This is a genomic window from Buttiauxella sp., from assembly GCF_049686335.1.
In the GTDB taxonomy this organism is placed as follows: Bacteria; Pseudomonadota; Gammaproteobacteria; order Enterobacterales; family Enterobacteriaceae; genus Buttiauxella.
The window spans coordinates 123,287-146,110 of sequence record NZ_JBAVHX010000023.1; the positions used below are offsets into that span (position 1 = coordinate 123,287).

Annotated in this window: 20 protein-coding genes; 10 read left to right on the top strand and 10 right to left on the bottom strand. The window is 51.3% G+C overall.

All coding sequences use genetic code 11. The annotated features are described in order from the left end of the window. The first annotated feature begins 43 nt into the window (after positions 1-43). Entirely contained in the window at positions 44-745 is a 702-nt protein-coding gene (locus WBL83_RS16055) for a DnaA inactivator Hda (RefSeq protein WP_221200562.1), read from the top strand. Positions 746-938: 193 nt separating this feature from the next. On the opposite strand, the gene arsC is transcribed toward WBL83_RS16055, so the two are convergent. Then, positions 939-1,295 carry an arsenate reductase (glutaredoxin) gene (arsC, locus tag WBL83_RS16060; protein WP_424590089.1) on the bottom strand — a complete coding sequence of 119 codons (357 nt, stop codon included), beginning with the start codon at positions 1,293-1,295 and terminating at the stop codon, positions 939-941. Positions 1,296-1,306: 11 nt separating this feature from the next. Continuing rightward, a complete protein-coding gene (gene bepA / locus WBL83_RS16065; protein ID WP_424590090.1) occupies positions 1,307-2,770 on the bottom strand; it encodes a beta-barrel assembly-enhancing protease in 1,464 nt (487 codons plus the stop codon). A gap of 211 nt (positions 2,771-2,981) precedes the next feature. Here bepA and WBL83_RS16070 point away from each other — a divergent pair, with 211 nt between their 5' ends. Beyond that, the gene (locus WBL83_RS16070) at positions 2,982-4,052 is read left to right on the top strand and encodes an AI-2E family transporter (protein ID WP_424590091.1); all 1,071 of its coding nucleotides are present in this window, start codon (positions 2,982-2,984) and stop codon (positions 4,050-4,052) included. A 52-nt stretch (positions 4,053-4,104) separates the two neighbouring features. On the opposite strand, the gene bcp is transcribed toward WBL83_RS16070, so the two are convergent. Further along, a complete protein-coding gene (gene bcp, locus WBL83_RS16075; protein WP_064544511.1) occupies positions 4,105-4,575 on the bottom strand; it encodes a thioredoxin-dependent thiol peroxidase in 471 nt (156 codons plus the stop codon). A gap of 14 nt (positions 4,576-4,589) precedes the next feature. Further along, positions 4,590-5,147, bottom strand: coding sequence for a glycine cleavage system transcriptional repressor (locus WBL83_RS16080; protein WP_424590092.1), 558 nt, complete (start codon positions 5,145-5,147; stop codon positions 4,590-4,592). Between the two features lie 145 nt (positions 5,148-5,292). On the opposite strand from WBL83_RS16080, the gene dapA reads away from it, so the two are divergent. The 6 genes from dapA (at position 5,293) to ypfH (ending at position 11,986) form a co-directional block, all read left to right on the top strand. Continuing rightward, entirely contained in the window at positions 5,293-6,171 is an 879-nt protein-coding gene (dapA, locus tag WBL83_RS16085) for a 4-hydroxy-tetrahydrodipicolinate synthase (protein ID WP_424590093.1), read from the top strand. 16 nt (positions 6,172-6,187) lie between these two features. Beyond that, positions 6,188-7,222: an outer membrane protein assembly factor BamC gene (gene bamC, locus WBL83_RS16090; protein WP_424590094.1), complete on the top strand. Its 1,035-nt coding sequence runs from the start codon at positions 6,188-6,190 to the stop codon at positions 7,220-7,222. Positions 7,223-7,329: 107 nt separating this feature from the next. Beyond that, on the top strand, positions 7,330-8,043 hold the full coding sequence (gene purC / locus WBL83_RS16095; RefSeq protein WP_424590095.1) for a phosphoribosylaminoimidazolesuccinocarboxamide synthase: 714 nt from the start codon (positions 7,330-7,332) through the stop codon (positions 8,041-8,043). Between the two features lie 257 nt (positions 8,044-8,300). Continuing rightward, positions 8,301-9,173 carry a KPN_02809 family neutral zinc metallopeptidase gene (gene ypfJ, locus WBL83_RS16100; protein ID WP_424590096.1) on the top strand — a complete coding sequence of 291 codons (873 nt, stop codon included), beginning with the start codon at positions 8,301-8,303 and terminating at the stop codon, positions 9,171-9,173. Positions 9,174-9,188: 15 nt separating this feature from the next. After that, positions 9,189-11,213, top strand: coding sequence for a tRNA(Met) cytidine acetyltransferase TmcA (locus WBL83_RS16105; protein WP_424590106.1), 2,025 nt, complete (start codon positions 9,189-9,191; stop codon positions 11,211-11,213). A 74-nt stretch (positions 11,214-11,287) separates the two neighbouring features. Then, entirely contained in the window at positions 11,288-11,986 is a 699-nt protein-coding gene (ypfH, locus tag WBL83_RS16110) for an esterase (protein ID WP_424590097.1), read from the top strand. 52 nt (positions 11,987-12,038) lie between these two features. Here ypfH and WBL83_RS16115 read toward each other — a convergent pair whose 3' ends face one another. The 3 genes from WBL83_RS16115 to WBL83_RS16125 are packed head-to-tail and all read right to left on the bottom strand — an operon-like array spanning position 12,039 to position 13,774. After that, the gene (locus tag WBL83_RS16115; protein WP_183270157.1) at positions 12,039-12,230 is read right to left on the bottom strand and encodes a YpfN family protein; all 192 of its coding nucleotides are present in this window, start codon (positions 12,228-12,230) and stop codon (positions 12,039-12,041) included. 55 nt (positions 12,231-12,285) lie between these two features. Further along, positions 12,286-13,413 (bottom strand): succinyl-diaminopimelate desuccinylase, encoded by a 1,128-nt coding sequence (gene dapE / locus WBL83_RS16120; protein WP_424590098.1) that lies wholly within the window; start codon positions 13,411-13,413, stop codon positions 12,286-12,288. Positions 13,414-13,417: 4 nt separating this feature from the next. After that, complete coding sequence (locus WBL83_RS16125) at positions 13,418-13,774, bottom strand: ArsC family reductase (RefSeq protein ID WP_424590099.1); 357 nt, start codon at positions 13,772-13,774, stop codon at positions 13,418-13,420. A 413-nt stretch (positions 13,775-14,187) separates the two neighbouring features. Here WBL83_RS16125 and ypfM point away from each other — a divergent pair, with 413 nt between their 5' ends. Then, positions 14,188-14,247: a protein YpfM gene (gene ypfM, locus WBL83_RS16130; RefSeq protein ID WP_424590107.1), complete on the top strand. Its 60-nt coding sequence runs from the start codon at positions 14,188-14,190 to the stop codon at positions 14,245-14,247. Positions 14,248-14,471: 224 nt separating this feature from the next. On the opposite strand, the gene acrD is transcribed toward ypfM, so the two are convergent. The 3 genes from acrD to narQ all read right to left on the bottom strand — a co-directional run bounded on the left by acrD (position 14,472) and on the right by narQ (position 20,128). Next, a complete protein-coding gene (acrD, locus tag WBL83_RS16135) occupies positions 14,472-17,588 on the bottom strand; it encodes a multidrug efflux RND transporter permease AcrD (RefSeq protein WP_424590100.1) in 3,117 nt (1,038 codons plus the stop codon). A 150-nt stretch (positions 17,589-17,738) separates the two neighbouring features. Next, entirely contained in the window at positions 17,739-18,383 is a 645-nt protein-coding gene (gene narP / locus WBL83_RS16140; RefSeq protein ID WP_424590101.1) for a nitrate/nitrite response regulator protein NarP, read from the bottom strand. Positions 18,384-18,415: 32 nt separating this feature from the next. Further along, positions 18,416-20,128: a nitrate/nitrite two-component system sensor histidine kinase NarQ gene (narQ, locus tag WBL83_RS16145; RefSeq protein WP_424590108.1), complete on the bottom strand. Its 1,713-nt coding sequence runs from the start codon at positions 20,126-20,128 to the stop codon at positions 18,416-18,418. Between the two features lie 328 nt (positions 20,129-20,456). Here narQ and aegA point away from each other — a divergent pair, with 328 nt between their 5' ends. Next, positions 20,457-22,460, top strand: a complete 2,004-nt coding sequence (gene aegA / locus WBL83_RS16150) for a formate-dependent uric acid utilization protein AegA (RefSeq protein ID WP_424590109.1) — start codon at positions 20,457-20,459, stop codon at positions 22,458-22,460. Positions 22,461-22,824: the final 364 nt, after the last annotated feature.

Sequence of the window (22,824 nt, forward strand, 5' to 3'; positions counted from 1 at the left end):
GTAGACTCTCTGCGTTTTTCTGCCTGTTATGGTTGAGGTAATTCTGAATACGCCGGCACAGCTATCACTGCCACTCTATTTGCCTGACGATGAAACTTTTGCAAGTTTCTGGCCGGGTGATAATCCTTCTTTACTCGCTGCTCTCCAGTCCGTGCTCCGTCAGGATCACAGCGGCTATATCTATTTCTGGTCGCGAGAAGGGGGAGGGCGCAGCCACTTGCTGCATGCCGCCTGTGCGGAACTGTCGCAACGCGGCGAAGCGGTTGGCTATGTGCCGTTAGATAAACGCACCTGGTTTGTTCCGGAAGTACTCGACGGAATGGAACAGCTTTCGCTGGTGTGTATCGACAATATCGAGTGCGTGGCGGGTGACGAGTTGTGGGAGATGGCGATTTTTAATCTCTATAACCGCATTCTGGAATCTGGAAAAACACGCCTGTTAATTACCGGCGACCGCCCACCGCGTCAACTCAATCTGCAATTACCTGATCTGGCATCGCGCCTGGATTGGGGGCAAATCTACAAACTGCAGCCGCTCTCTGATGACGATAAACTGCAGGCCTTGCAACTGCGCTCACGACTGCGTGGCTTCGAGTTGCCAGAGGATGTGGGGCGTTTTCTGCTCAAACGTTTGGACAGGGAGATGCGCACGCTGTTTATGACGCTCGATCAGCTGGATCTGGCTTCTATTACCGCGCAACGCAAGCTGACGATCCCGTTTGTGAAAGAGATTTTAGGGCTGTGAAACCACCCTCATCCCGTCCTTCTCCCTGAGGGAGAAGGGGAAAACTACTATTCCCTCTCCTGGGGGAGAAGGGGAAAACTACTATTCCCTCTCCTTAGGGAGAAGGGGAAAACTAATATTCCCTCTCCTTAGGGAGAAGGGGAAAACTAATATTCCCTTTTCTGGGGGAGAGGGAGAGGGAGAGGGCGATAAACTACAAAATTTCCAGCACCGACTCCGGCGGGCGGCCAATTCTTGCTTTGCCATTTGCCAGCACAATCGGGCGTTCAATCAGTTTTGGATGTTCAACCATTGCCTGAATCAACTGCTCTTCACTCAGCATGGCATCCGCCAGGTTTAGCTCCTTGTACAAATCCTCTTTCTGACGCATCAGTTCACGTGCGCTGCCAAAACCTAATTGTTCCAGCAAAGATGTGATTGTTTCGGCATCTGGCGGGGTTTCCAGGTACAACACCACTTCAGGCTCTACGCCATTCGCTTTCAGCAGGCTTAACGTTTCACGGCTCTTTGAGCAGCGCGGATTATGATAAATAGAAACGGCGGTAGACATCGTAACTCCTGTTACATCTTAGAATACTGAAGATAGCGTTTTTGTAATTCGCGGAACTGGTCGATTCTCGCGTCATAACGCGCTTGTTGCAAACTACCCAACTTAACTTGCGAGCTGGCACTGCTGAGCAGCGTAATCGCCTGGTCAAGACGCCCCACCAGCGCCATCACCTCAGCACGCGCAGCAAGTTCTTGATCCCGATTACCTAACGCCGCTTCGGTTTGAGCTAACAAGTCCCAGGCGTTGCTGTCATCAGGATGAGCAAAGGTATAGCGATTCAGGATCTCAGCAGCCTGTTTGGGCTGGCCTGCCTGCACATAAGCATTGGCAAGGTTAAGCTGCAACACGGGGTTTTGTTTTAAATCAGGAGCGTTTTTCAGGCGATTAATCGCATCTGCCGTTTTCTTCTGCCCAAGGTCAATATCGGTCGCTAAATCGAGATACCACTCATTACCAGGCTGTGCGACGAGTAGCGGCTGCAAGAGCTTACGCGCCTCATCAAATTTATCTGTTCCCATCGCCTGAAGTGCACGGCCATAAGTCGCGGCGTGCTGTTCGCGGATATTGCCCTTTGACCAGCTATCCAGTAAATCACTGGTCAGCTGATTACGACCTGAGTTGTACATTCCCAGCGTACGGGCTTTTGCCATGTAGAAATCTTCGGAAGATTGCACCACCACCGGTCGCATTTGGTTGGCACGGTTACGCGAATCCGACAAACGGCTTTCTGGTAATGGGTGGGTCAGAAGAATTTCTGGTGGACGTGAGGAATATCGCGACTGGTCGAGGAGTTTCTCAAGGAATGTCGGCATCGCTTGCGGATCAAAGCCCGAGCGCTGCAACACCTGAATCCCGATGCGGTCAGCTTCCTGTTCGTTCTGTTGCGTAAAGCTGATCATGCCCTGCTGGGTACCGGCAAGCGTACCGCTCAGTGCTGCCATGCCCGCTTGCGGACTGGCCATCGCCAGTAAAATAGAGCCTAACGCACCCACCCAGGTCAGAGGGGCGTTCTTTTTCTGATCTTCCATGGCACGCGCCAGGTGACGCTGCGTGACGTGAGAAATTTCGTGTGCCATAACCGATGCCAGCTGACTTTCGTTATCGGCATAACGGAACAAGGCTGAGTGCAACACGACGTTGCCGCCAAAGAAGGCGAAGGCGTTAATTTCGTCGTTGTTAATCAGAAAGAAGTGGAAGGGTGTCTTCACTGAATTGGCATGGTTAACCAGACGCATGCCGAGTTTATTGATGTATTGCACCAGCAAAGGATCATTGATTAATGGGGCGCTGCCTCGCAGCTGGCGAACATAATAATCGCCCATCTGCAATTCCTGGCCGATTGACAGCGTGCTTCCTGCTGAAGTTCCCATATCTGGCAGTTGATCGGTCACATCAGCAAACGCTGGTGTTGCCGGACCCGCAAGCAAAGCTGCCATCAGTGTTGCAACCAGCGATTTTTTCAACTGCTTGAACATACGTCCTGTCCTGTTTAATCAAAGTTTATCTTCGACAAGTATTAGCTGATTTTGTTCGACTACCACGATGAACTCTAGCCCATCGCTAGACCGGAGCCTATCTTATCTGCGCCAATTTTAAACCGCCATTGAACGCCAATAAAAAGCGAAGTCTTTATTGTGACATTTAGATACAATCCCTCCTCGCATAAAGCTGTCAGGGAAGGGAAGTATGCTCGAGATGTTGTTGCAGTGGTATCGACGACGGTTTAGCGACCCGGAGGCTATCGCGCTGCTGGTTATTCTGGTCGCAGGATTTGTGATTCTGTTCTTCTTCCACGGGCTATTAGCGCCTTTGTTAGTGGCGATTGTGCTGGCTTATTTGCTGGAGTGGCCAACGGCGCGGCTTCAGCGTTTGGGGTGTTCGCGAACCTGGGCGGCGACGATTGTGCTGGTGTTGTTTGTCGGCATTTTGTTGTTGATGGTGTTAGTGGTGGCCCCTGTCGCCTGGCAGCAAGGAATCTACCTGATTCGTGACATGCCGGGGATGCTTAACAAACTCTCTGATTATGCCGCAACGCTGCCAAGACGTTACCCGGCACTGGTTGACGCAGGTATTATTGATGCCGTCGCTGAGAATATGCGTGGGCGCATGGTGGGCATGGGCGATCAGTTTGTGAAGTACTCTCTCGCCTCTTTGGTGGGTTTGTTAACGCTGGCCATTTATCTGGTTTTAGTCCCACTAATGGTGTTCTTCCTGGTCAAAGATAAAGAGCAGATGTTGAATGCTGTGCGCCGTATTTTACCGCGAAACCGTGGTCTTGCGGGGCAGGTGTGGCTGGAGATGAATCAACAAATTACCAATTACATCCGCGGCAAAGTTTTGGAAATGCTGGTGGTGGGTGTGGCGACGTATATCGGTTTTGTGATTTTTGGCCTGAATTACTCGCTGCTGCTGGCGGTGCTGGTCGGATTCTCAGTACTCATTCCGTACATCGGTGCGTTTGTGGTGACCATTCCGGTCGTGTGTGTCGCGTTATTCCAGTTTGGCCTTGGCACGGAATTCTGGACGCTGTTCGCCGTCTACTTAATTATTCAGGCGCTGGATGGCAACTTGCTGGTACCGGTGCTGTTTTCCGAGGCAGTTAACCTGCATCCGTTAGTCATTATTTTGTCGGTAGTGATTTTTGGTGGGCTGTGGGGATTCTGGGGAGTGTTCTTTGCTATCCCGCTTGCTACGTTGATTAAAGCGGTGGTGCACGCCTGGCCAGATACTCTGTTGATAGACGACAAGCCAAACTAGAGACAGTAAAAAGCCGACATGACGTCGGCTTTTTTAATGTTGTTATTGCGACTTACGCGTTTTCTTTCAGCCAGTTCACCACGATGTCGTGATGGTTGCTGGTTTTGAAATCATCAAACACTTTCTCGACTTTCCCTTCGCCATCCAGCAGGAAGCTGATGCGATGGATGCCATCGTAAGTTTTACCCATAAACGATTTCTCGCCCCACACCCCGAATTGCTCGCAAACCTGATGGTCTTCATCAGAAAGCAGGGTGAAGTTAAGTAACTCTTTTTCGGCAAAGCGTGAAAGTTTCTCTGGTTTGTCGGTGCTAATACCCAGCACTTCCACACCTTTCTTTTTCAACTCGTCCATGTTGTCGCGCAAACCGCATGCCTGCACGGTACAGCCTGGCGTCATCGCTTTAGGATAGAAATAAACCAGAACGCGCTGTCCCTGGAAGTCGGTTAAATTTATTTGCTCGCCGTCTTGATCGGGCAAGCTAAATTTCGGTGCGATGTCACCGGCTTTCAGTGGGCTCATTACAACTCTCCGTCTTAATCATCTTGCTGTGGATAATTCACAACGTTAATACTGCCCTGTGCTTTGAGTTCTGTACAGAGGGCCTTGAACTCATCTTCGATCCTGGTCGCATCTTCAGAAGCAGGACTATGCGCAGTAATCTGAATATATAGCTGCGGGGGGTGACCATCCTGAGCCGGTTGAGTCCGTGAACTCAGTTCAGCAATATTCATATGATGAATATCAAACAGATTAGTGAAGCGTTCGATTAAATGAGGAGAATCGCTCACTTCGACTTGTACCCAGACTGTCGCGGGCATCGCCGGGCGCTCCTGGGCGGCCGTCCGCTTCATGACAATCAGCAAATCCAGCTCGGCACCCTTTAGAGGCAGAGTTGATTCAATCAGGGTAATCGCATTCCAACTTCCCGACAGCAGCATAATAAACGTGAACTCTTCACCGAGCATAGCGAGGCGACTGTCTTCAATATTACAGCCGCAACTGCTCACATGACGGGTGATGGTATTTACAATACCCGGCCGGTCAGCCCCAAGGGCCGTGATGACCAAATAATGGTGTGGTGAGGGAGTCAAACGTATTCTTCCTGTGAATCGGTGAGTTAACATAAGGAAAGCATAAAAAAAACTTGCGTACAACCGTATGGCATCACTTGGTCACTTGCTTTTGATCCTGCACCAAACGTACCATTGAGACACTTGTTAGCACAGAGGATGGCCAATGTTCACTGGAAGTATTGTCGCGCTTGTGACGCCGATGGATGAGAAAGGTAATGTCTGCCGGTCAAGCCTGAAAAAACTGATTGATTACCATGTCGCCAGCGGTACCTCGGCGATTGTTTCGGTAGGGACTACCGGAGAGTCGGCGACGTTGAGCCATGACGAGCACGGTGATGTGGTACTGATGACGCTGGAGCTGGCTGATGGCCGTATTCCGGTTATCGCAGGGACTGGCGCAAATGCCACCTCTGAAGCTATCTCCCTGACTAAGCGTTTTGAAAATAGCGGTGTCGTAGGCTGCCTGACGGTAACGCCTTACTACAACCGTCCGACTCAGGAAGGGCTGTACCAGCACTTCAAAGCTATCGCCGGAAGCACCGACCTGCCGCAGATGCTATACAATGTACCTTCGCGTACCGGTTGTGACATGCTGCCTGAAACCGTAGGCCGCCTGGCGAAAATTAAGAATATTATTGGTATCAAAGAAGCAACCGGGAACTTAACTCGAGTAAACCAGATCAAAGAGCTGGTTGAAGATGACTTCATCCTGGTTAGCGGTGACGATGCGAGTGCGCTGGACTTCATGCAGTTGGGTGGCCACGGTGTGATTTCTGTGACGGCAAACGTAGCCGCGCGTGAAATGGCAGAAGTGTGTAAACTGGCCGCCAATGGGCAATTTGCGCAAGCGCGCGTGATCAACGAACGTTTGATGCCGCTGCATAATAAATTATTTGTTGAACCCAACCCTATCCCAGTCAAATGGGCATGTAGGGAGTTGGGACTTGTGGCAACCGATACCTTACGCCTGCCAATGACACCGCTGACTGAAGCCAGTCGTCCGGTGATTATTAGCGCGCTTAAGCATGCCGGTTTGCTGTAAAGTTTAGGGAGATTTGATGGCTTACTCAGTACAGAAGTCGACGGTGGCGAAAGTTGCAGTGGTTTCGTTTGCCATGCTGTTAGCAGCATGCAGCTCTGACCAGCGTTATAAGCGCCAGGTTAGTGGTGACGAATCCTATCTGGATGCAGCACCCCTCGCAGAAATCCATGCTCCAACGGGCATGATCCTGCCGGTGCAAAATGGCACCTATGACGTTCCGGTCACCAACGGCAGCGGCGCAGTAGGCAAAGAGCTGGATATCCGTCCGCCTGCTCAACCTCTGGCATTGGTCAGTGGGGCACGTACTCAGTTTACTGGGGATACCGCCGTCCTGATGGTCGAAAACTCGCGTAGTGCGACGCTGTGGCCACAAGTTGTCAGTGTTCTCCAGGCCAAAAACTACGGCATTGATAAACGTGATGACGCGAACCAGACTCTGTCCACTGATTGGGTAGATTGGAACCGTGCTGATGAAGATCAACAGTACCGTGGGCGCTATCAAGTCAGCGTGAAACCGCAGGGATATCAACAAGCCGTTACGGTTAAACTGCTGAATCTGGAACAGGCTGGCAAGCCAGTTTCTGACGCTGCCTCATTACAGCGTTACAGCGCAGAAATGCTGAACAGCATCAGTGCCGGTCTGGATAAAACTCAGACTGACCAGCAGAACGCGAAAGACAATCGTGCAGCAACGCAACTTGATGTTCAAAGTGCCGCTGACGACACTGGCTTACCAATGCTGGTAGTGCGTGGTCCGTTCAACGTCGTCTGGAACCGTTTACCTGCAACGCTTGAGAAAGTCGGCATGAAAGTGACTGACTCTACGCGTTCAACCGGTAGCATGGCGGTGACCTACAAACCGTTGTCTGACAGCAGCTGGCAAGATTTAGGGGCGAAAGACCCGGGTCTGTCCAGTGGCGACTATAAACTGCAAGTGGGCGACCTCGATAACCGCAGCAGTCTGCAGTTCATCGATCCAAAAGGTCACACGCTGACGCAGTCCCAGAACGATGCGCTGGTCGCTGCATTCCAGGCAGCCTTCAGCAAGTAAGTTTTAGAGGCCAGAGCAATCTGGCCTTTTTTCTGATAGGCTACGCAAACGTGTGCGTAGCCACAGATAGCGGAATTTTTAGTTAAATCACACCTGGAGTAAGAAAGATGCAAAAGCAAGCTGAGTTGTATCGTGGCAAAGCGAAGACCGTATACAGCACGGAAAACCCGGATCTGTTGGTGCTCGAATTCCGCAATGATACTTCAGCAGGGGACGGTGCTCGCATCGAACAGTTCGACCGTAAGGGTATGGTGAACAACAAGTTTAACCATTTCATTATGGCCAAACTGGAAGAAGCTGGCATTCCTACGCAAATGGAAGCACTGCTTTCCGACAACGAAGTGTTAGTGAAGAAGCTCGATATGGTGCCGGTTGAGTGCGTTATCCGCAACCGCGCGGCGGGTTCATTAGTAAAACGCCTGGGTATCGAAGAAGGCATTGAACTGAATCCACCCCTGTTCGACTTGTTCCTGAAAAACGATGAGATGCATGACCCGATGGTCAATGAATCTTACTGTGAAACCTTCGGTTGGGTGAACAAAGAGAATCTGGCTCGTATGCGTGAGCTTAGCTACAAAGCTAACGATGTGCTGAGCAAACTGTTTGATGACGCGGGTCTGATCCTGGTTGATTTCAAACTGGAGTTCGGTTTGTTCAAAGGCGAGGTCGTACTGGGTGATGAATTTTCCCCTGACGGTAGCCGCCTGTGGGACAAAGAAACCCTCGATAAAATGGATAAAGACCGCTTCCGTCAAAGCCTCGGTGGACTGATTGAAGCCTACGAAGAAGTCGCGAAGCGTATTGGTGTTAAACTAGACTAAAATCTCGCACGATTCATATGAAGCCGAATGTGTTCTCACATTCGGCTTTTTCACATCTTGTTTCTTATGGTAATTCTGGAATTAACCACCTACGATCTACTTATCCCCGTCATACTTCAAGCTGCAGAGGGCGTTGGCTATCCTCGCTCACCCCAATCACTTACTGAAGTAAGCTCCCGGGGATTCACTGCGTTGCCGCCTACCTGCAACTCGAATTATTTAGGGTATATATTTTAAAATATTAAAAGAGGTTGCCTATGCGCTGGCAAGGTCGTCGCGAAAGCGACAATGTAGAAGACAGAAGAAACTCTTCAGGTCCTGGCTTTGGTGGAGGCGGTGGTGGATTCCGCTTACCGGGCGGTAAAGGCGGGATCATTATCCTCATCGTTGTGGTCGTGGCGGGTTATTACGGCGTCGACCTGACTTCAATGCTGACCGGCGAACCACCCGCGCAACAGCAATCCGCTCAGCGCTCTATTAGCCCTAATGATGATGAAGCGGCTAAATTTACCTCGGTGGTTCTGGCCACCACCGAAGATACCTGGGGGCAAATTTTCCAGAAGATGGGGCGGACTTATCAGCAGCCTAAACTGGTGATGTACCGTGGTGCGACGCGCACAGGCTGCGGCACGGGTCAGTCGATTATGGGGCCGTTTTACTGCCCGGCTGATAGCACGGTGTATATCGATCTCTCTTTCTACGACGAAATGAAAGGCAAACTGGGCGCGGATGGTGATTTCGCTCAGGGTTATGTCATTGCTCATGAAGTCGGACACCACGTGCAAAAGTTATTAGGTATCGAACCGAAAGTCCGTCAGCTCCAACAGGGTGCGAGCCAGGCTGAGGGAAATCGTCTCTCGGTAAAAATGGAATTACAGGCAGACTGCTTCGCAGGTGTCTGGGGTAACAGTATGCAGAAACAAGAAGTGCTGGATGCCGGAGATTTACAGGAAGCTCTGAATGCTGCTGAAGCGATTGGCGACGATCGCCTGCAACAACAAGGGCAAGGGAGGGTGGTGCCTGACAGCTTTACCCACGGTACCTCTGAGCAGCGTTACACCTGGTTCAAACGCGGTTTCGATAGCGGTGACCCGGCACAGTGCAACACCTTTGGTAATACCGTCAAATAACGAGATGTGACAAGGATTAACGCCATGGAACAGCTTAGGCAAGCCACCGCCAGTATGGTTAATGCAGGTATTCGCCGCATGATGATACTGGCCGGTGAAAGCGCCTGGTGCAGCCAGCAGGTCAAGTCTCTCGCCCGGCTGCTGCCAGGCGACTGGCTTTGGGTCGGTGCCGCACCCGAATTACCGCTGCACTGCGCCACCTCCGCTATGCGTACTTTGCTAGGCCGAGAGTTCCAGCATGCAGTCTTTGACGCAAGAAACGGGCTGGATGCTGAAGCGCTGGCGGCACTCGCCGGGACACTCAAAGCCGGAAGCTGGCTGGTGCTACTTGCACCCGTGTGGGACTGCTGGGCGCAACAGCCAGATTCTGATTCGGGTCGCTGGAGCGAGCAACCCGAAGCCATTCCCACGCCTCACTTTATTGCTCACCTGCAACACTGTATTCGTGCTGATAGCGAATGCGCACTCTGGCAGCAGAATCAACCGCTGCGACTCCCTGATTTTCTCCCACGCCCGCAGTGGCATAGGGCCAACGGTGACCCTTTCACTGAACAGGCCGCTATTCTGGAAGCACTTCTCTCGATGCCTGTGGGCGTTGCGGCAGTCACTGCGCCGAGGGGGCGTGGGAAATCTGCGTTGGCAGGGATGTTATTGCGGCGCATTCAAGGCACAGGCCTGGTAACAGCGCCTGCGAAAGCGGCAACCGATGTGCTTTCAGTTCATGCCGGTGATCGTTTTAATTTCGTGGCCCCGGACGCGCTGCTAAACAACGTCGAGGCGTATCAGGCTGACTGGCTCATCATTGATGAAGCGGCAGCCATTCCCGCTCCTCAGTTGCGAAAATTAATTTCCCATTTTCCTCGAGTGTTGCTCACCACCACGGTTCAGGGCTACGAAGGAACCGGCAGAGGATTCGTCCTCAAGTTTTGTGCAAGCCTCGACACCTTAACGCGCTATACCCTGTCAATACCTATCCGTTGGGCTCTCAATGACCCACTGGAAAAGCTTATCGACGCGGTTTTATTGTTTGATGAAGTCGACATCACAACCGTCGCCCAGGGCGCGATTTCCCTTAAGGTCATAGAACGCAATGACGAAGCGCTACCCTCGTTCCAACTACAGCAGATGTATCGCTTGCTGTCTGGAGCGCACTACCGCACCTCGCCGTTAGACTGGCGACGGATGCTGGATGCGCCAGGGCAGCATTTCATCGTCGCCAGTAGTGGTGAAGAGACGGTTGGTGCCAGCTGGCTGGTGGAAGAGGGTGGACTAAGTGAAAACCTGAGCCGTGCTGTGTGGGCAGGATCCCGGCGTCCACGGGGAAATTTAGTCGCACAATCCCTGGCAGCACACGGGGGCAGCCCGCTCGCCGCAACGCTTAAAGGCTTACGTGTCAGCCGTATTGCGGTGCATCCGTTACGTCAGCGCCAGCAAATTGGCCAGCAAATCATCGCCTGCGTGAAAATGCATGCCCGGCAGGCCGCAGATTATCTTTCTGTCAGTTTCGGTTTTACCGACGAACTTTGGCGCTTTTGGCAAAGTTGTGGCTTTGTGCTGGTGCGGGTAGGCAGCCATCGTGAGGCCAGCAGTGGGTGCTACACCGCGATGGCGCTATTGCCGCTCACTGCTCAAGGGGAGGCGCTCGCGCGTCATGAACAACGCCGCTTACAGCGCGATATTGTGTGGTTGCAACCGTGGATTGACCATCCATTACCTGTCATTCGCTGTGAAGAGGCTACGCTAAATAGTGATGACTGGCTGGAGCTGGCAGGTTTTGCGTTTGCGCATCGTCCGCTCGAAGCCTGTCTGGGTTCCCTGAATCGCTTGTTACTCTCCAGTGATATGCCGCTGAATATACTGCGCGGGCGCGTACAGCAGCACCTGAGCGTAGAAAACCTTTGCCAACAATGGCGCATTTCCGGACGTAAAGCTCTGCTCAACGTAATGCGCCAGGAAACCCAAATGGCACTGGAAAAACTTGATGAGCAACAATGCAAAGCGCTGAAAAACTCAATTATGCAATTGCAATTTTTCCACTAACTCGTTCAGTCAAATGGGATGGTCATCACGAAGTGCCAGCGTATAGTTACCTCCAGAAACATAAGGAGAAAACCATGAAACACGACCACTTTGTTGTTCAGAATCCCGCAACACCGGCAAAACAACTATTGTTGTTATTTCATGGTGTTGGCGATAACCATGTTGCCATGGGCGAAATTGGTAGCTGGTTTGCGCCCCATTTTCCTGACGCGTTGGTCGTGAGCGTGGGTGGCCCGGCACCGAGCGGTCCGTATCAAGGCCGTGAGTGGTTTTCTGTCGCGGGTGTGACGGAAGACAATCGCCAGCAACGGGTCGATGCCATCATGCCTGTGTTTATCGAGGTGGTGCGCTACTGGCAGAAACACAGCGGGGTCGCGGCTAATGCCACGGCATTAATTGGCTTCTCGCAAGGGGCAATTATGGCGCTGGAGGGTGTGAAAGCCGAGCCACATCTCGCCTCGCGGGTGGTCGCCTTTAATGGTCGCTACGCAAAACTTCCGCAAAGTGCATCTACGGCCACCACTATCCATTTGATACATGGGGATGTGGACGGGGTGATTGATGTGAAACACGCCTTTGATGCCTCGGAAATGCTAACGCAACTCGGCGGAGATGTGACGCTGGATGTGATTGACGATTTAGGCCATGCCATCGATGACCGCAGTATTCAGATTGCGTTGGATCATCTGCGCTACACCGTACCGAAGCACTATTTTGATGAAGCGCTGAGTGGCGGAAAACCTAACGACGATGATATTGTCGAATTTATCTGACCTCTAATTCGCCCATTAAAAAAGCCACTCTCAGGAGTGGCTTTTTGCATAACTATGGCTTTTTCTTCGGGAAGTCGTCTTCGTCATCCCACTTATGATTGAAATCACGATGGGGAGGAAGATCGGGTTTATTAGCCATATATTTTTTCGGATCGATTCGCTTCAGATCCTTGATGACATTAAGGAAAATGCCAAGTAACAGCACGAGTACTATTATCCACCAATAATGCGATAGCCATTCCATGCTAATACCTCTTTCGCCTTCATAACTGGCGTTTAATAATGAAAATTGCGACCTGTCAGGCGACAAGCTGCTCCATAATACGTTGATACATACGTGCAAGAAGTTGCAGGTCTGCGGCGTTAACACATTCATTGATTTTATGAATGGTCGCGTTCACTGGGCCCAGTTCCACTACTTGCGCACCCATACGAGCGATAAAGCGCCCATCAGATGTGCCACCAGTGGTCAACAGTTGCGGTCTAATTTCATTATAGTGCTCAACTGCATTCACCACCGCATCGACCAGCTTACCGCGTGAGGTAAGGAACGGTTGGCCTGACAGCCACCAGTCGAGGGTATAGCGCAGCTGATGCTTATCGAGCAGGGCAATCACGCGCTGTTTAATATCTGCGTCAGTCAGTTCGGTGCTGAAACGGAAGTTAAATTGCACATACAAATCGCCAGGAATGACGTTGTTGCTGCCTGTTCCTGCCTGAACGTTAGCAATCTGCATACTGGTCGCCGGGAAAAACTCGTTTCCTTTGTCCCATTCAATAGAGACAAGCTCATTCAGCATTGGGGCGGCGCGGTGGACCGGATTATCCGCCAGATGCGGATAGGCAACGTGACCCTGCACACCATGCACGGTGAGATTGCAGGTCAACGAGCCGCGACGGCCATTCTTCACCACGTCGCCAACCACTTCAGTACTTGATGGCTCGCCGACCAGGCAATAATCGAGGCGCTCATTACGTGCCATCAAGGTTTCGACCACTTTCACCGTGCCATTTTTGGCGCTGGCTTCTTCATCAGAGGTGATGAGAAACGCGAGGCGACCTTTATGACGTGGGTTCTGTGCCACAAAACGCTCTGCCGCAACGACCATTGCTGCAAGCGATCCTTTCATATCAGCAGCACCACGGCCAAACAGCAGGCCATCGCGGATAGTCGGCTCGAACGGTGGGTTAATCCAGCGATCGGCATCACCGGAAGGCACGACGTCGGTATGGCCAGCAAACGCCAGCGTTTCGCCTTTTCCTCTCCATGCCCAGAAGTTTTGTGTGTCGCCAAAATCCATGTGCTCGATAGTAAAACCGATAGCGCGCAGTCGCTCAATCATCAGCGCCTGGCAACCAGCGTCGTCTGGGCTCAGGGAAGGGCGGCGGATAAGCTGTTGCGTCAGCTCAATAACCGGGCAAGACATAGGACTATACCTCGTTGATAAACTGCTGATAGTTGGATTCATTGAAACCCAGCAGCATAGGCTGCCCGGGCGCGTAGAGCAATGGGCGTTTGATGATTGCTGGCATTGAAAGCATCAGAGCCGCCGCCGTCTGCGCGTCAGTAATGCTCGCACGCTGAGCCTCGTCGAGTTTACGCCAGGTTGTTCCACGGGTATTGAGCAGCGCTTCCCAGCCCAACTCTGCGATAAAACTATTCAGTAAATCGGCATCCAACCCGTCGACGCGATAATCATGAAATTGATAATCAACACCTTGTGACTCTAGCCAACGGCGTGCTTTCTGGATGGTGTCGCAGTTTTTAATACCGTACAGAATTATCACGGAGTCAATCCTTATCTTTAGAGATGATTATTTATGCAGGTAAATAGAATAAATAAAATAATAAAAAAGTCGCAAGGAAAAATATAGCCCAATTGCTAGTCTAAAAGTTAGGTAATAGTGTTTCTTTTTACCGGGGTGATTAATTTATAGCCATTGGATGTCACACCCTTTCTGATGCCCTTCTGACTGCGACAAGTTAGATTTTTCGTGGCCTGTAGGGGGAAATCCGAAAGTAGACGATTCATTTTGTTTCAGGTGCGTCGTCACATTTTAAATTACCTGCTGAGCTGATAATTAACTCAATACGCAGTCGACTCTCAATATTTGATGATAGCCAGTGAAAGCACAAAGTTACGTCGCTTCACTCCAGGGAAGGGATTACGTATAATAGAGAAATTATAAGAGAGGCGGTTATGATCGAACACGAAGTAGGGACCTGGAAAGATTTCATCGAAGATATGCTTCGTAAATGAAACAAACAGCAAGAACATGATGTTCTTATACCTCAAATAATTCGAGTTACAGGAAGTCGGCGATGCAGTGAGTCCCCTGGAGCTTACTTTAGTAAGTGACTGGGGTAAGCGAGGAAAGCAACGCACATGCAACTTGAAGTATGCCGGTATATTCTCAATACTCTTTGAGCCATACAAAAAGCGACCCTGACAGGTCGCTTTTTTGTGACTGAAATTTAGGCGATTTAGTTTTCAGTATGTTCTTTCAGCGGGAAACGACGACGCACCAGCACAAAGAACAGCGGAACGAAGAATATTGCCAGCACCGTAGCTGAAATCATTCCACCCATCACACCTGTTCCCACCGCATGCTGGCTGCCGGAGCCTGCGCCGGTGCTGGTGGCCATTGGCAACACGCCAAAGATAAATGCCAGAGACGTCATTAATATCGGACGTAAGCGCTGACGGCAGGCATCAAGGGTTGCGGCAACCAGTTCGCGGCCTTGTGCATTCATATCGTTGGCAAACTCAACAATCAGAATAGCGTTTTTCGCCGAAAGCCCAATGACTGTTAACAGTCCCACCTGGAAGTAAACATCGTTTTCAAGTCCCCGCGCCCACGTCGCTACCAGCGCCCCAATGACCCCAAGAGGTACCACCAGCATCACCGAGAACGGCACCGACCAGCTTTCATAAAGTGCGGCCAGGCACAGGAACACCACCAGTAACGAGATGGCGTAGAGTGCCGGAGCTTGTGCCCCTGAAAGCCGTTCCTGATAAGACATTCCCGTCCATTCAAGGCCAAAACCGGACGGTAATTTTTCTACCAGCGTTTCCATGATTTCCATGGCACTACCGGTGCTGACACCCGGCGCGGCTTCACCCACGATTTCCAGTGACGAATAACCGTTATAGCGTTCAAGACGTGGCGAGCCGGTTTCCCAGTGCGAGCTGGCAAATGCCGAGAAGGGCACCATTCCGCCGTCTTTATTGCGCACGTACCACTGGTTTATGTCTTCCGGCAGCATGCGATATTCCGCCCCCGCCTGCACATACACCTTTTTAACGCGTCCACGATCCATAAAGTCGTTCACGTAACTTGAGCCCCAGGCCGTTTGCAACGTGTTATTGATGTCATCAATAGTTACGCCCAACGCCTGGGCTTTACGCTGATCGATATCAATCTGCATTTGCGGGCTGTCATCCAGACCGTTGTGGCGCACACGGGTCAGCATTTTATCGTCACTTGCCATATCCAGCAGTTGGTCCCGCGCCTGCATTAATGCAGCGTGACCGGCACCCGCGTGATCTTGTAATTCCATATCAAAGCCGGCAGCGTTACCTAACCCGCTGATGGCAGGCGGGCTGCTGGCAATAATGCGCGCTTCTTTGATGTCACGGAAGGCTTTGGTCGCCCGTTCGATAATGGCAAATGAACTGGCGGTTTTCGGATCGCGTAAATCCCAGTCTTTCAGACGTACGAACATACGCGCGACGTTTTGCCCATTCCCACCAGGCCCGGCCCCAATGGTCGAGAACACCGAGAGCACGTTATCTTTCTCTTTGGTCAGATAATACTGCTCGATTTTCTCCACCACTTTGGTGGTTTGTTGCTGCGTTGAACCACTCGGTAATTGTATAGATGTAGTGAATACACCCTGATCTTCTAGCGGCAGGAAAGAGGTCGGTAAACGCAGGAACAGGAACACCATACCGCCAATCAGCAGCACGTAAATCAGCATCCAGCGCAGACTGTGCGCCAGAATTTTCCCCACGCGAGTTTCATAGCGTGCCGCATTGCGATTAAACATGCGGTTGAACCAGCCGAAGAAACCTTTCTCCCCGTGATGCTCACCTTTATGCAAAGGCTTGAGCAATGTGGCGCATAGGGCAGGGGTGAGGATCATCGCCACCAACACCGACAACACCATGGCAGAAACAATGGTTATCGAGAACTGGCGGTAAATCGCGCCGGTTGTCCCACCGAAGAAGGCCATTGGCACGAACACCGCAGAGAGCACCAGCGCAATCCCGACCAGAGCACCCTGAATCTGCCCCATCGATTTTCGCGTAGCTTCTTTGGGCGAGAGTCCTTCTTCGCTCATGATGCGCTCGACGTTTTCCACCACCACGATGGCGTCATCCACCAACAGGCCGATGGCCAACACCATGGCAAACATCGTCAGCGTGTTGATGCTGTAGCCAAACGCATACAGCACCGAGAAAGTGCCTAACAACACCACGGGCACGGCAATAGTCGGGATTAACGTCGCTCTGAAATTCTGTAAGAACAGATACATGACGAGGAACACTAGCAGAATCGCTTCCAGCAGCGTCTTCACCACATCTTCAATCGAGGCTTTTACAAACGGCGTGGTTTCATAGGCGATTTTCGCTTCCAGTCCGTGAGGGAAAAACTCTGACAGCTCTTCAATTTTGGCACGGGCGAGCTTGTCGGTTTCCATCTCGTTGGCACCCGACGCAAGCTTAATCCCCAGGCCGGACGCAGGCTGACCATTAAAGCGGCTCAGGAAGTCATATTTCTCAGCGCCAAGTTCAACATCCGCGACATCGCCCAGTGACACCAGCGATCCATCCTGATTGACGCGCAGCGTAATATCTCTGAATTGTTGTGGAGTTTGCAGCAATGACTGGGAGTTAATCGTCGCGTTAAGCGCCTGCATATCCACCGAAGGTGTGCCCCCCAACTGGCCCACAGCAATTTGTGCATTCTGCGATTTAATCGCATCGACCACATCTTCCGTGGTCATCTGATAACTGGTGAGTTTGGTCGGGTTTAGCCAGATGCGCATCGAATACTGCGAGCCGTAGGCATCCACATCACCTACGCCGTTAAGACGGCTTATCGGGTCCTGAATATTACTGGCGACATAATCCGCGATATCTTGCTTATCCATGCTGCCATCGGTGGAGACGAACGCGACCATCAAAATATTGGTATCGCCGGTTTTCCTGACCGTTACGCCCTGGGTTTGCACCGCCTGCGGCAATTTACGTAAAGCTGACTGCAACTGGTTTTGCACCTGCTGAACGGCTTCATCGGGGTCAGTGCCAGCTTTAAAACTCAGCGTGATGGTGGCCTGGCCGGCACTGCTACTTTGGGAGGACATATACATCATGTTGTCCAGTCCGGTCATATTCTGCTCAATGACCTGCGTAACCGTGTTTTCCAGCGTTTGTGCCGAGGCACCTGGATAGTTCGCCGTGATACGCACGTTTGGCGGTGCGAGATCGGGATACTGCTCGACGGGAAGAGAGAAAATGGCGAGCAAGCCTGTGAGGCATAAAATAATGGCCAACACCCAGGCAAAAATGGGGCGATTGATAAAGAAATTCGCCATTCAGTCAGGACCTCGTTAGTACTTCAGATTGTGATTATTAGTATCAGTCGTCACTGTAGCCTTTACCGCAGGTCCAAACGTGGAGAAATTGAGGAGATATTGTAAAAAATCTTCGCGCTGTGTAGTCAAATCCTTCATAGGTTGACGGTTTTAAAAGCCCCGACTTTCAAGATATAACACGGTTGCAGCGACACGGGAACGCACCTGAAGTTTACGCAGTAAATTGCGAATGTGCACTTTCACCGTCTCTTCAGAAATATGCAGGCCTGAGGCAATTTGTTTATTCGATAAACCCCTGGCGACCTCTTGCAACACATCCAGTTCGCGCTCGGTTAACACGGCGAACGGGTCATCGCTGCGTTTGTCGGTACTGCGGGTGCGTAAGTATTCCGCGACCTGCTCGCTATAGGCTTCACCTTCTGTTGCGCCACGACGAATATCTTCGAGCAAAACGTCGGGGTCGCTATCTTTAAGCAGATATCCATCGGCACCGGCATCAATCAGCGTGAAAATATCGCTACGCGAATCAGATACCGTCAGTACGATAATACGCCCGTTAACCCCATCACGACGCATGGCGTTTAGCGTATCAAGCCCACTCAAACCTTTCATATTCAGGTCGAGCAAAATAAGGTCGGGGGCCAGGCGATTGGCAAGACTAATGGCTTCTGCACCGCTGCTGGCTTCACCCACAACGCTAAAACTGGCATCCATTTCCAGCAACTGGCGAATGCCACGACGCATTAACGGATGATCATCGACGATTAATACCTGACAGACATTTTTCTCAGTCATTGCTTACCCCAATACTTTTAAAATTCTTATCGTTATAAATTTACGGGTGTTTCGTTTGCCGCGTGTTCTGTAGCCGGCGTTCGAAAATTCAACCTTATTAAAGTTCCACCCTCTTCGGGGCGGGAAATAGTCAGCTCACCACCTAAACGGGCGGCGCGCTCATGCATGATATTTAATCCGTAATGCCCTTCGGGTTCAGTGAAGCTTGCGATTCCATTGCCATCATCAAGAATACTTACAGTATGAACGCCTGAAAGGGAGGTGCTACAGCTTACGGCTATTTTATTGGCCTGGGCGTGTTTAATCGCGTTTAACACACCTTCGCGAATAATTTGCAGTAAATGCACCTGCTGCGAGGCATCTAACGCCTGAGTCGGGATCTGGCAATCAAGCGTGAGTGTCGCCGCTGTTTGTTTGCGTAGCGGCGTGATCATCTCCTGCAATGCAGACGGTAAATCTGCCTGCTGGAGTGTCAGGCGGAAGGTGGTCAATAACTCGCGCAACTGGCGATACGCATCGTTCAGTGCCTGGGAAAAGTCATTGATAATGACTTGTGCAGGCTGGTTCTCCGGCGGAACGGCACGTTTTAATAACGTCAGTTGGATGCGTAAGTAAGAGAGCACTTGTGCCAGAGAATCATGTAATTCGCGTGCAATGGTGGCTCGCTCTTCCATCAACAACAGCTGCTGATAATGTTTTTGCGCCTGATTAAAATACAGCCCACGCCCCAGCATATTGGCCAGACTTTGCATTAACGGCAGCGGTGGAACCCCTTGCGGTGCTTGCCAGCGCAGCAACCCTAACTCTTTGTCCTCAAGCACAATCGGCAAGGTTTGCCACGCCTGGTCTGAGTGTGCGACACCGTCCTGTATCTTCCAGTTTTCACCGGTTTTAATCTCGAGATAATTGACCGGCGTTTTCTGGCGTACTTGCTGCAACACGCGCTCGAAACAGTGTTGATCGATGGTGCTGACCGTCAGCGCCTGTGAGCAGGCGTACAGCACTTCCAGCGTTCGGTTAGCTTCCTGCAAATCGAGGGTTTTTTCCTGCACACTCTCTTCGAGGGAGCGATACAGTTTTTGCAGCTCACCGGACATGCGGGTGAAGGTGTGCGACAACAATCCCAGCTCGTTCGGCAGTTGCGTATTCAATGGCGGGTAATCAAATTCACCACGTTCAATGGCGCTACTGGCTTCCATCAATTTGTTGAGCGGAGCCACAACCTGGTGGCGGAAGCGGCGTAAGGTGAAAAACACCAGCGTGAAAATGGCAATAAAACCTACGACTGAGGCCATCACCACCTGCATCATTTTACGTTCGGCATAATGCTGGAGGGCGAGTACAAACAGGTCGATTTGCGCCACATAGCCGGTGATGTTGGCCTGATACCATTGCAGATCGCCCTGGCGGATATGTTGTTCCATCTCCGCCCAGGCATTATTAATTGCGCTAAAACGCGTTCGCACTTCCGCAGGCACCCAGAATTTCTCGATTTTAAGCAGGGCAGGCGAGCGCAGCGACTGGTCGTATTGTTCAAGATGCTGGTCAATATCGGCGCGATCGCCTTGCAAATCATAACCCAGACGATAGCTTTGCATACGCAATGAACCTGCGACATTCACCGCTTCGGCATCACGTAAACTACTCGCAAGGGTGACCATCGCAATGCCTGTGGAAAGCAGCGATAACAAAACAATATAAAAAAAGGCGCGGGCCAGGCTCGAGGAAACCGAGCGTTTTACCATCACTGCATATTTATCCGTCGAATAACTGAGAGCGAAACGTACCAGAAACTGAGGACGTCACAAATCCTTGTTGCTTATATTTCGGCAAATCTTCCAAAACAATGGTTAGGAATTAACTCGGTTACATCACAAGCATAACTGCTGCATAACAAAATGGGTGAAAACGATGTTTCATTAAACCTGAAAAGAAATTGATCCTTACCAGGTTATTTGCAGATTTCACGCTAAATTGGGCAAATGACCATTGCCAGTTTATGCATCGCCAGGTCATAACATCACCCTTATAAATGATAAGCCTTCTGTTTAAATAACAGGCAAAGGGGTAATGATGAATCGTTTTGTTCTTGCCAATGCACAGCTCTGCCTGGGATGTCATGCCTGCGAAGTCGCCTGTGTGATGTCCCACAATGATGAAAAGCATGTTCTGACCAGCCATCAATTCCAGCCACGGATCTGTGTCATTAAACATCAGGGCCGACGTAACGCCGTCACATGCCGTCATTGTGAAGACGCCCCTTGCGCCAGCAGTTGCCCAAATGAAGCCATTTCACGTGTCGCAGACAGTGTGCAGGTCAACCAGCAGAAATGTATCGGTTGTAAATCCTGTGTCGTGGCCTGCCCGTTTGGGGCGATGCAGATAATCACGGTTCCGCTCAATGACGGGCGCTCGGTTAAAGCCAACGCCCATAAATGTGACTTATGTCTGCACCGTGAAAGCGGCCCCGCGTGTGTGGAAAATTGCCCAGGCAAAGCGCTGAAATTAATCAGCAGTGAGACACTTGCCGCACTGGCTAAGAACCGACGCCTGCGCTCAGCGGCTCAGGAAGCTCAACCGTGGCACAGTTCCGCACAGCAAGGGCTGCAACAGCCGTCAGCGGATAGCGAATTTAGTAAAGTGAATAAAATGCGCGCGACGCCTGCGCGCCAGGATCCGGACAAAATTGATCTGGATTTGCGCAAGACCGGCTTTGACGAAATCTATTGTACCTTCAATAAAAACCAGGCAGAAAGCCAGGCTGACCGCTGCCTGAAATGCGGCGAACACAGTATTTGTGAATGGACCTGCCCGCTGCACAACCATATTCCCCAGTGGATTGAACTGGTCAAAGAAGGGCGCATTCTCGAAGCGGTTGAGCTGTCACATCAGACAAACTGTTTGCCGGAAGTCACCGGGCGCGTCTGCCCGCAAGATCGTTTATGTGAAAGCGCCTGCACCCTGAAAGACGAATACGGCGCTGTCACTATCGGCAATATTGAACGCTATATTTCCGACAACGCTTTTGCCAGCGGTTGGACGCCTGATCTCTCATACGTCCAGCCGACAAACCGTCGTGTCGCCGTGATTGGCGCGGGGCCTGCCGGGCTTGCCTGCGCGGATATTCTGGCGCGCAACGGCGTTCAGGCCACGGTGTTTGATCGTCATCCTGAAATCGGCGGACTGCTGACGTTTGGTATTCCGGCCTTTAAGCTGGATAAATCGTTATTAAGCCGTCGCCGTGAGATTTTTAGCGCCATGGGTATCGAATTTAAACTCAATACCGAAATTGGTCGCGATATTTCCCTGCAACAGGTTTTAGCTGAGTTTGATGCGGTCTTTGTCGGTGTTGGCACTTATCGCTCAATGAAAGCGGGACTGCCGAACGAAGATGCAGCAGGAGTATATGACGCGCTGCCTTTCCTGATTGCCAACACTAAACAGGTGATGGGTTTGCCTGAATTACCGGAAGAGCCCTACATCAATATGGCGGGTAAGCAGGTGGTTGTGCTCGGCGGTGGCGATACCGCAATGGACTGTGTCCGCACCTCTTTGCGTCATGGGGCAGAGCAGGTGACCTGCGCCTATCGTCGGGATGAAAGAAACATGCCGGGCTCCAAAAAAGAGGTCAAAAATGCCAGGGAGGAAGGGGCGTTGTTTGAGTTCAACGTGCAGCCGCTGAACATTGAGCTAAACGACAGTGGCCGGGTGACAGGTATCCGTATGTTGCGCACGCGAATGGGTGAGCCAGACGAGCAAGGTCGTCGTCGTCCGGAGCCGATAACAGGCTCGGAATTTGTCATGCCAGCCGATGCGGTAATTATGGCGTTTGGCTTCCATCCCCATGGTATGCCGTGGCTGGAAGAGCACAGCGTGAAGCTCGATAGCTGGGGGCGCATCATCGCCAGCGTTGAAGATAAATTGCGTTATCAGACCAGCAACCCGAAGATTTTCGCTGGTGGCGATGCGGTGCGTGGCGCAGACCTGGTGGTGACTGCGATGGCAGAAGGTCGGCACGCTGCAGCGGGCATTATGGAGTATCTTGAAATTACTGTGCAAACTAAACTCGTCCCATAAGATCATTTTGCCCTTCCTGAAAGGGAAGGGCAAAATGAAACGTAGTCCACCTTTCTCATCGTATTTTGTCCATTTCCCTATTTCTGTCTTTTTGACAGAGATCGCAGTAATTACTCCATCTTATCCTTAGCTTTATGTTGTTGATTTAAATGATTTATTTTATAAATGCATTTAATCATTCCAGACAAAATATCAATCATTTCACCCGCACTTTAAAAGGATTTCACCATGCCAGGCATGCCTGCTGCGCGTCAGGGTGACGCCACACTTATCGGCGGCCCGGTTATTCAGGGCTCGTTGGGAGTGATGATTGGCGCGCCCACCGGCGTGGCCTGTTCGGTCTGCCCCGGAGGGGTGGCCGTGG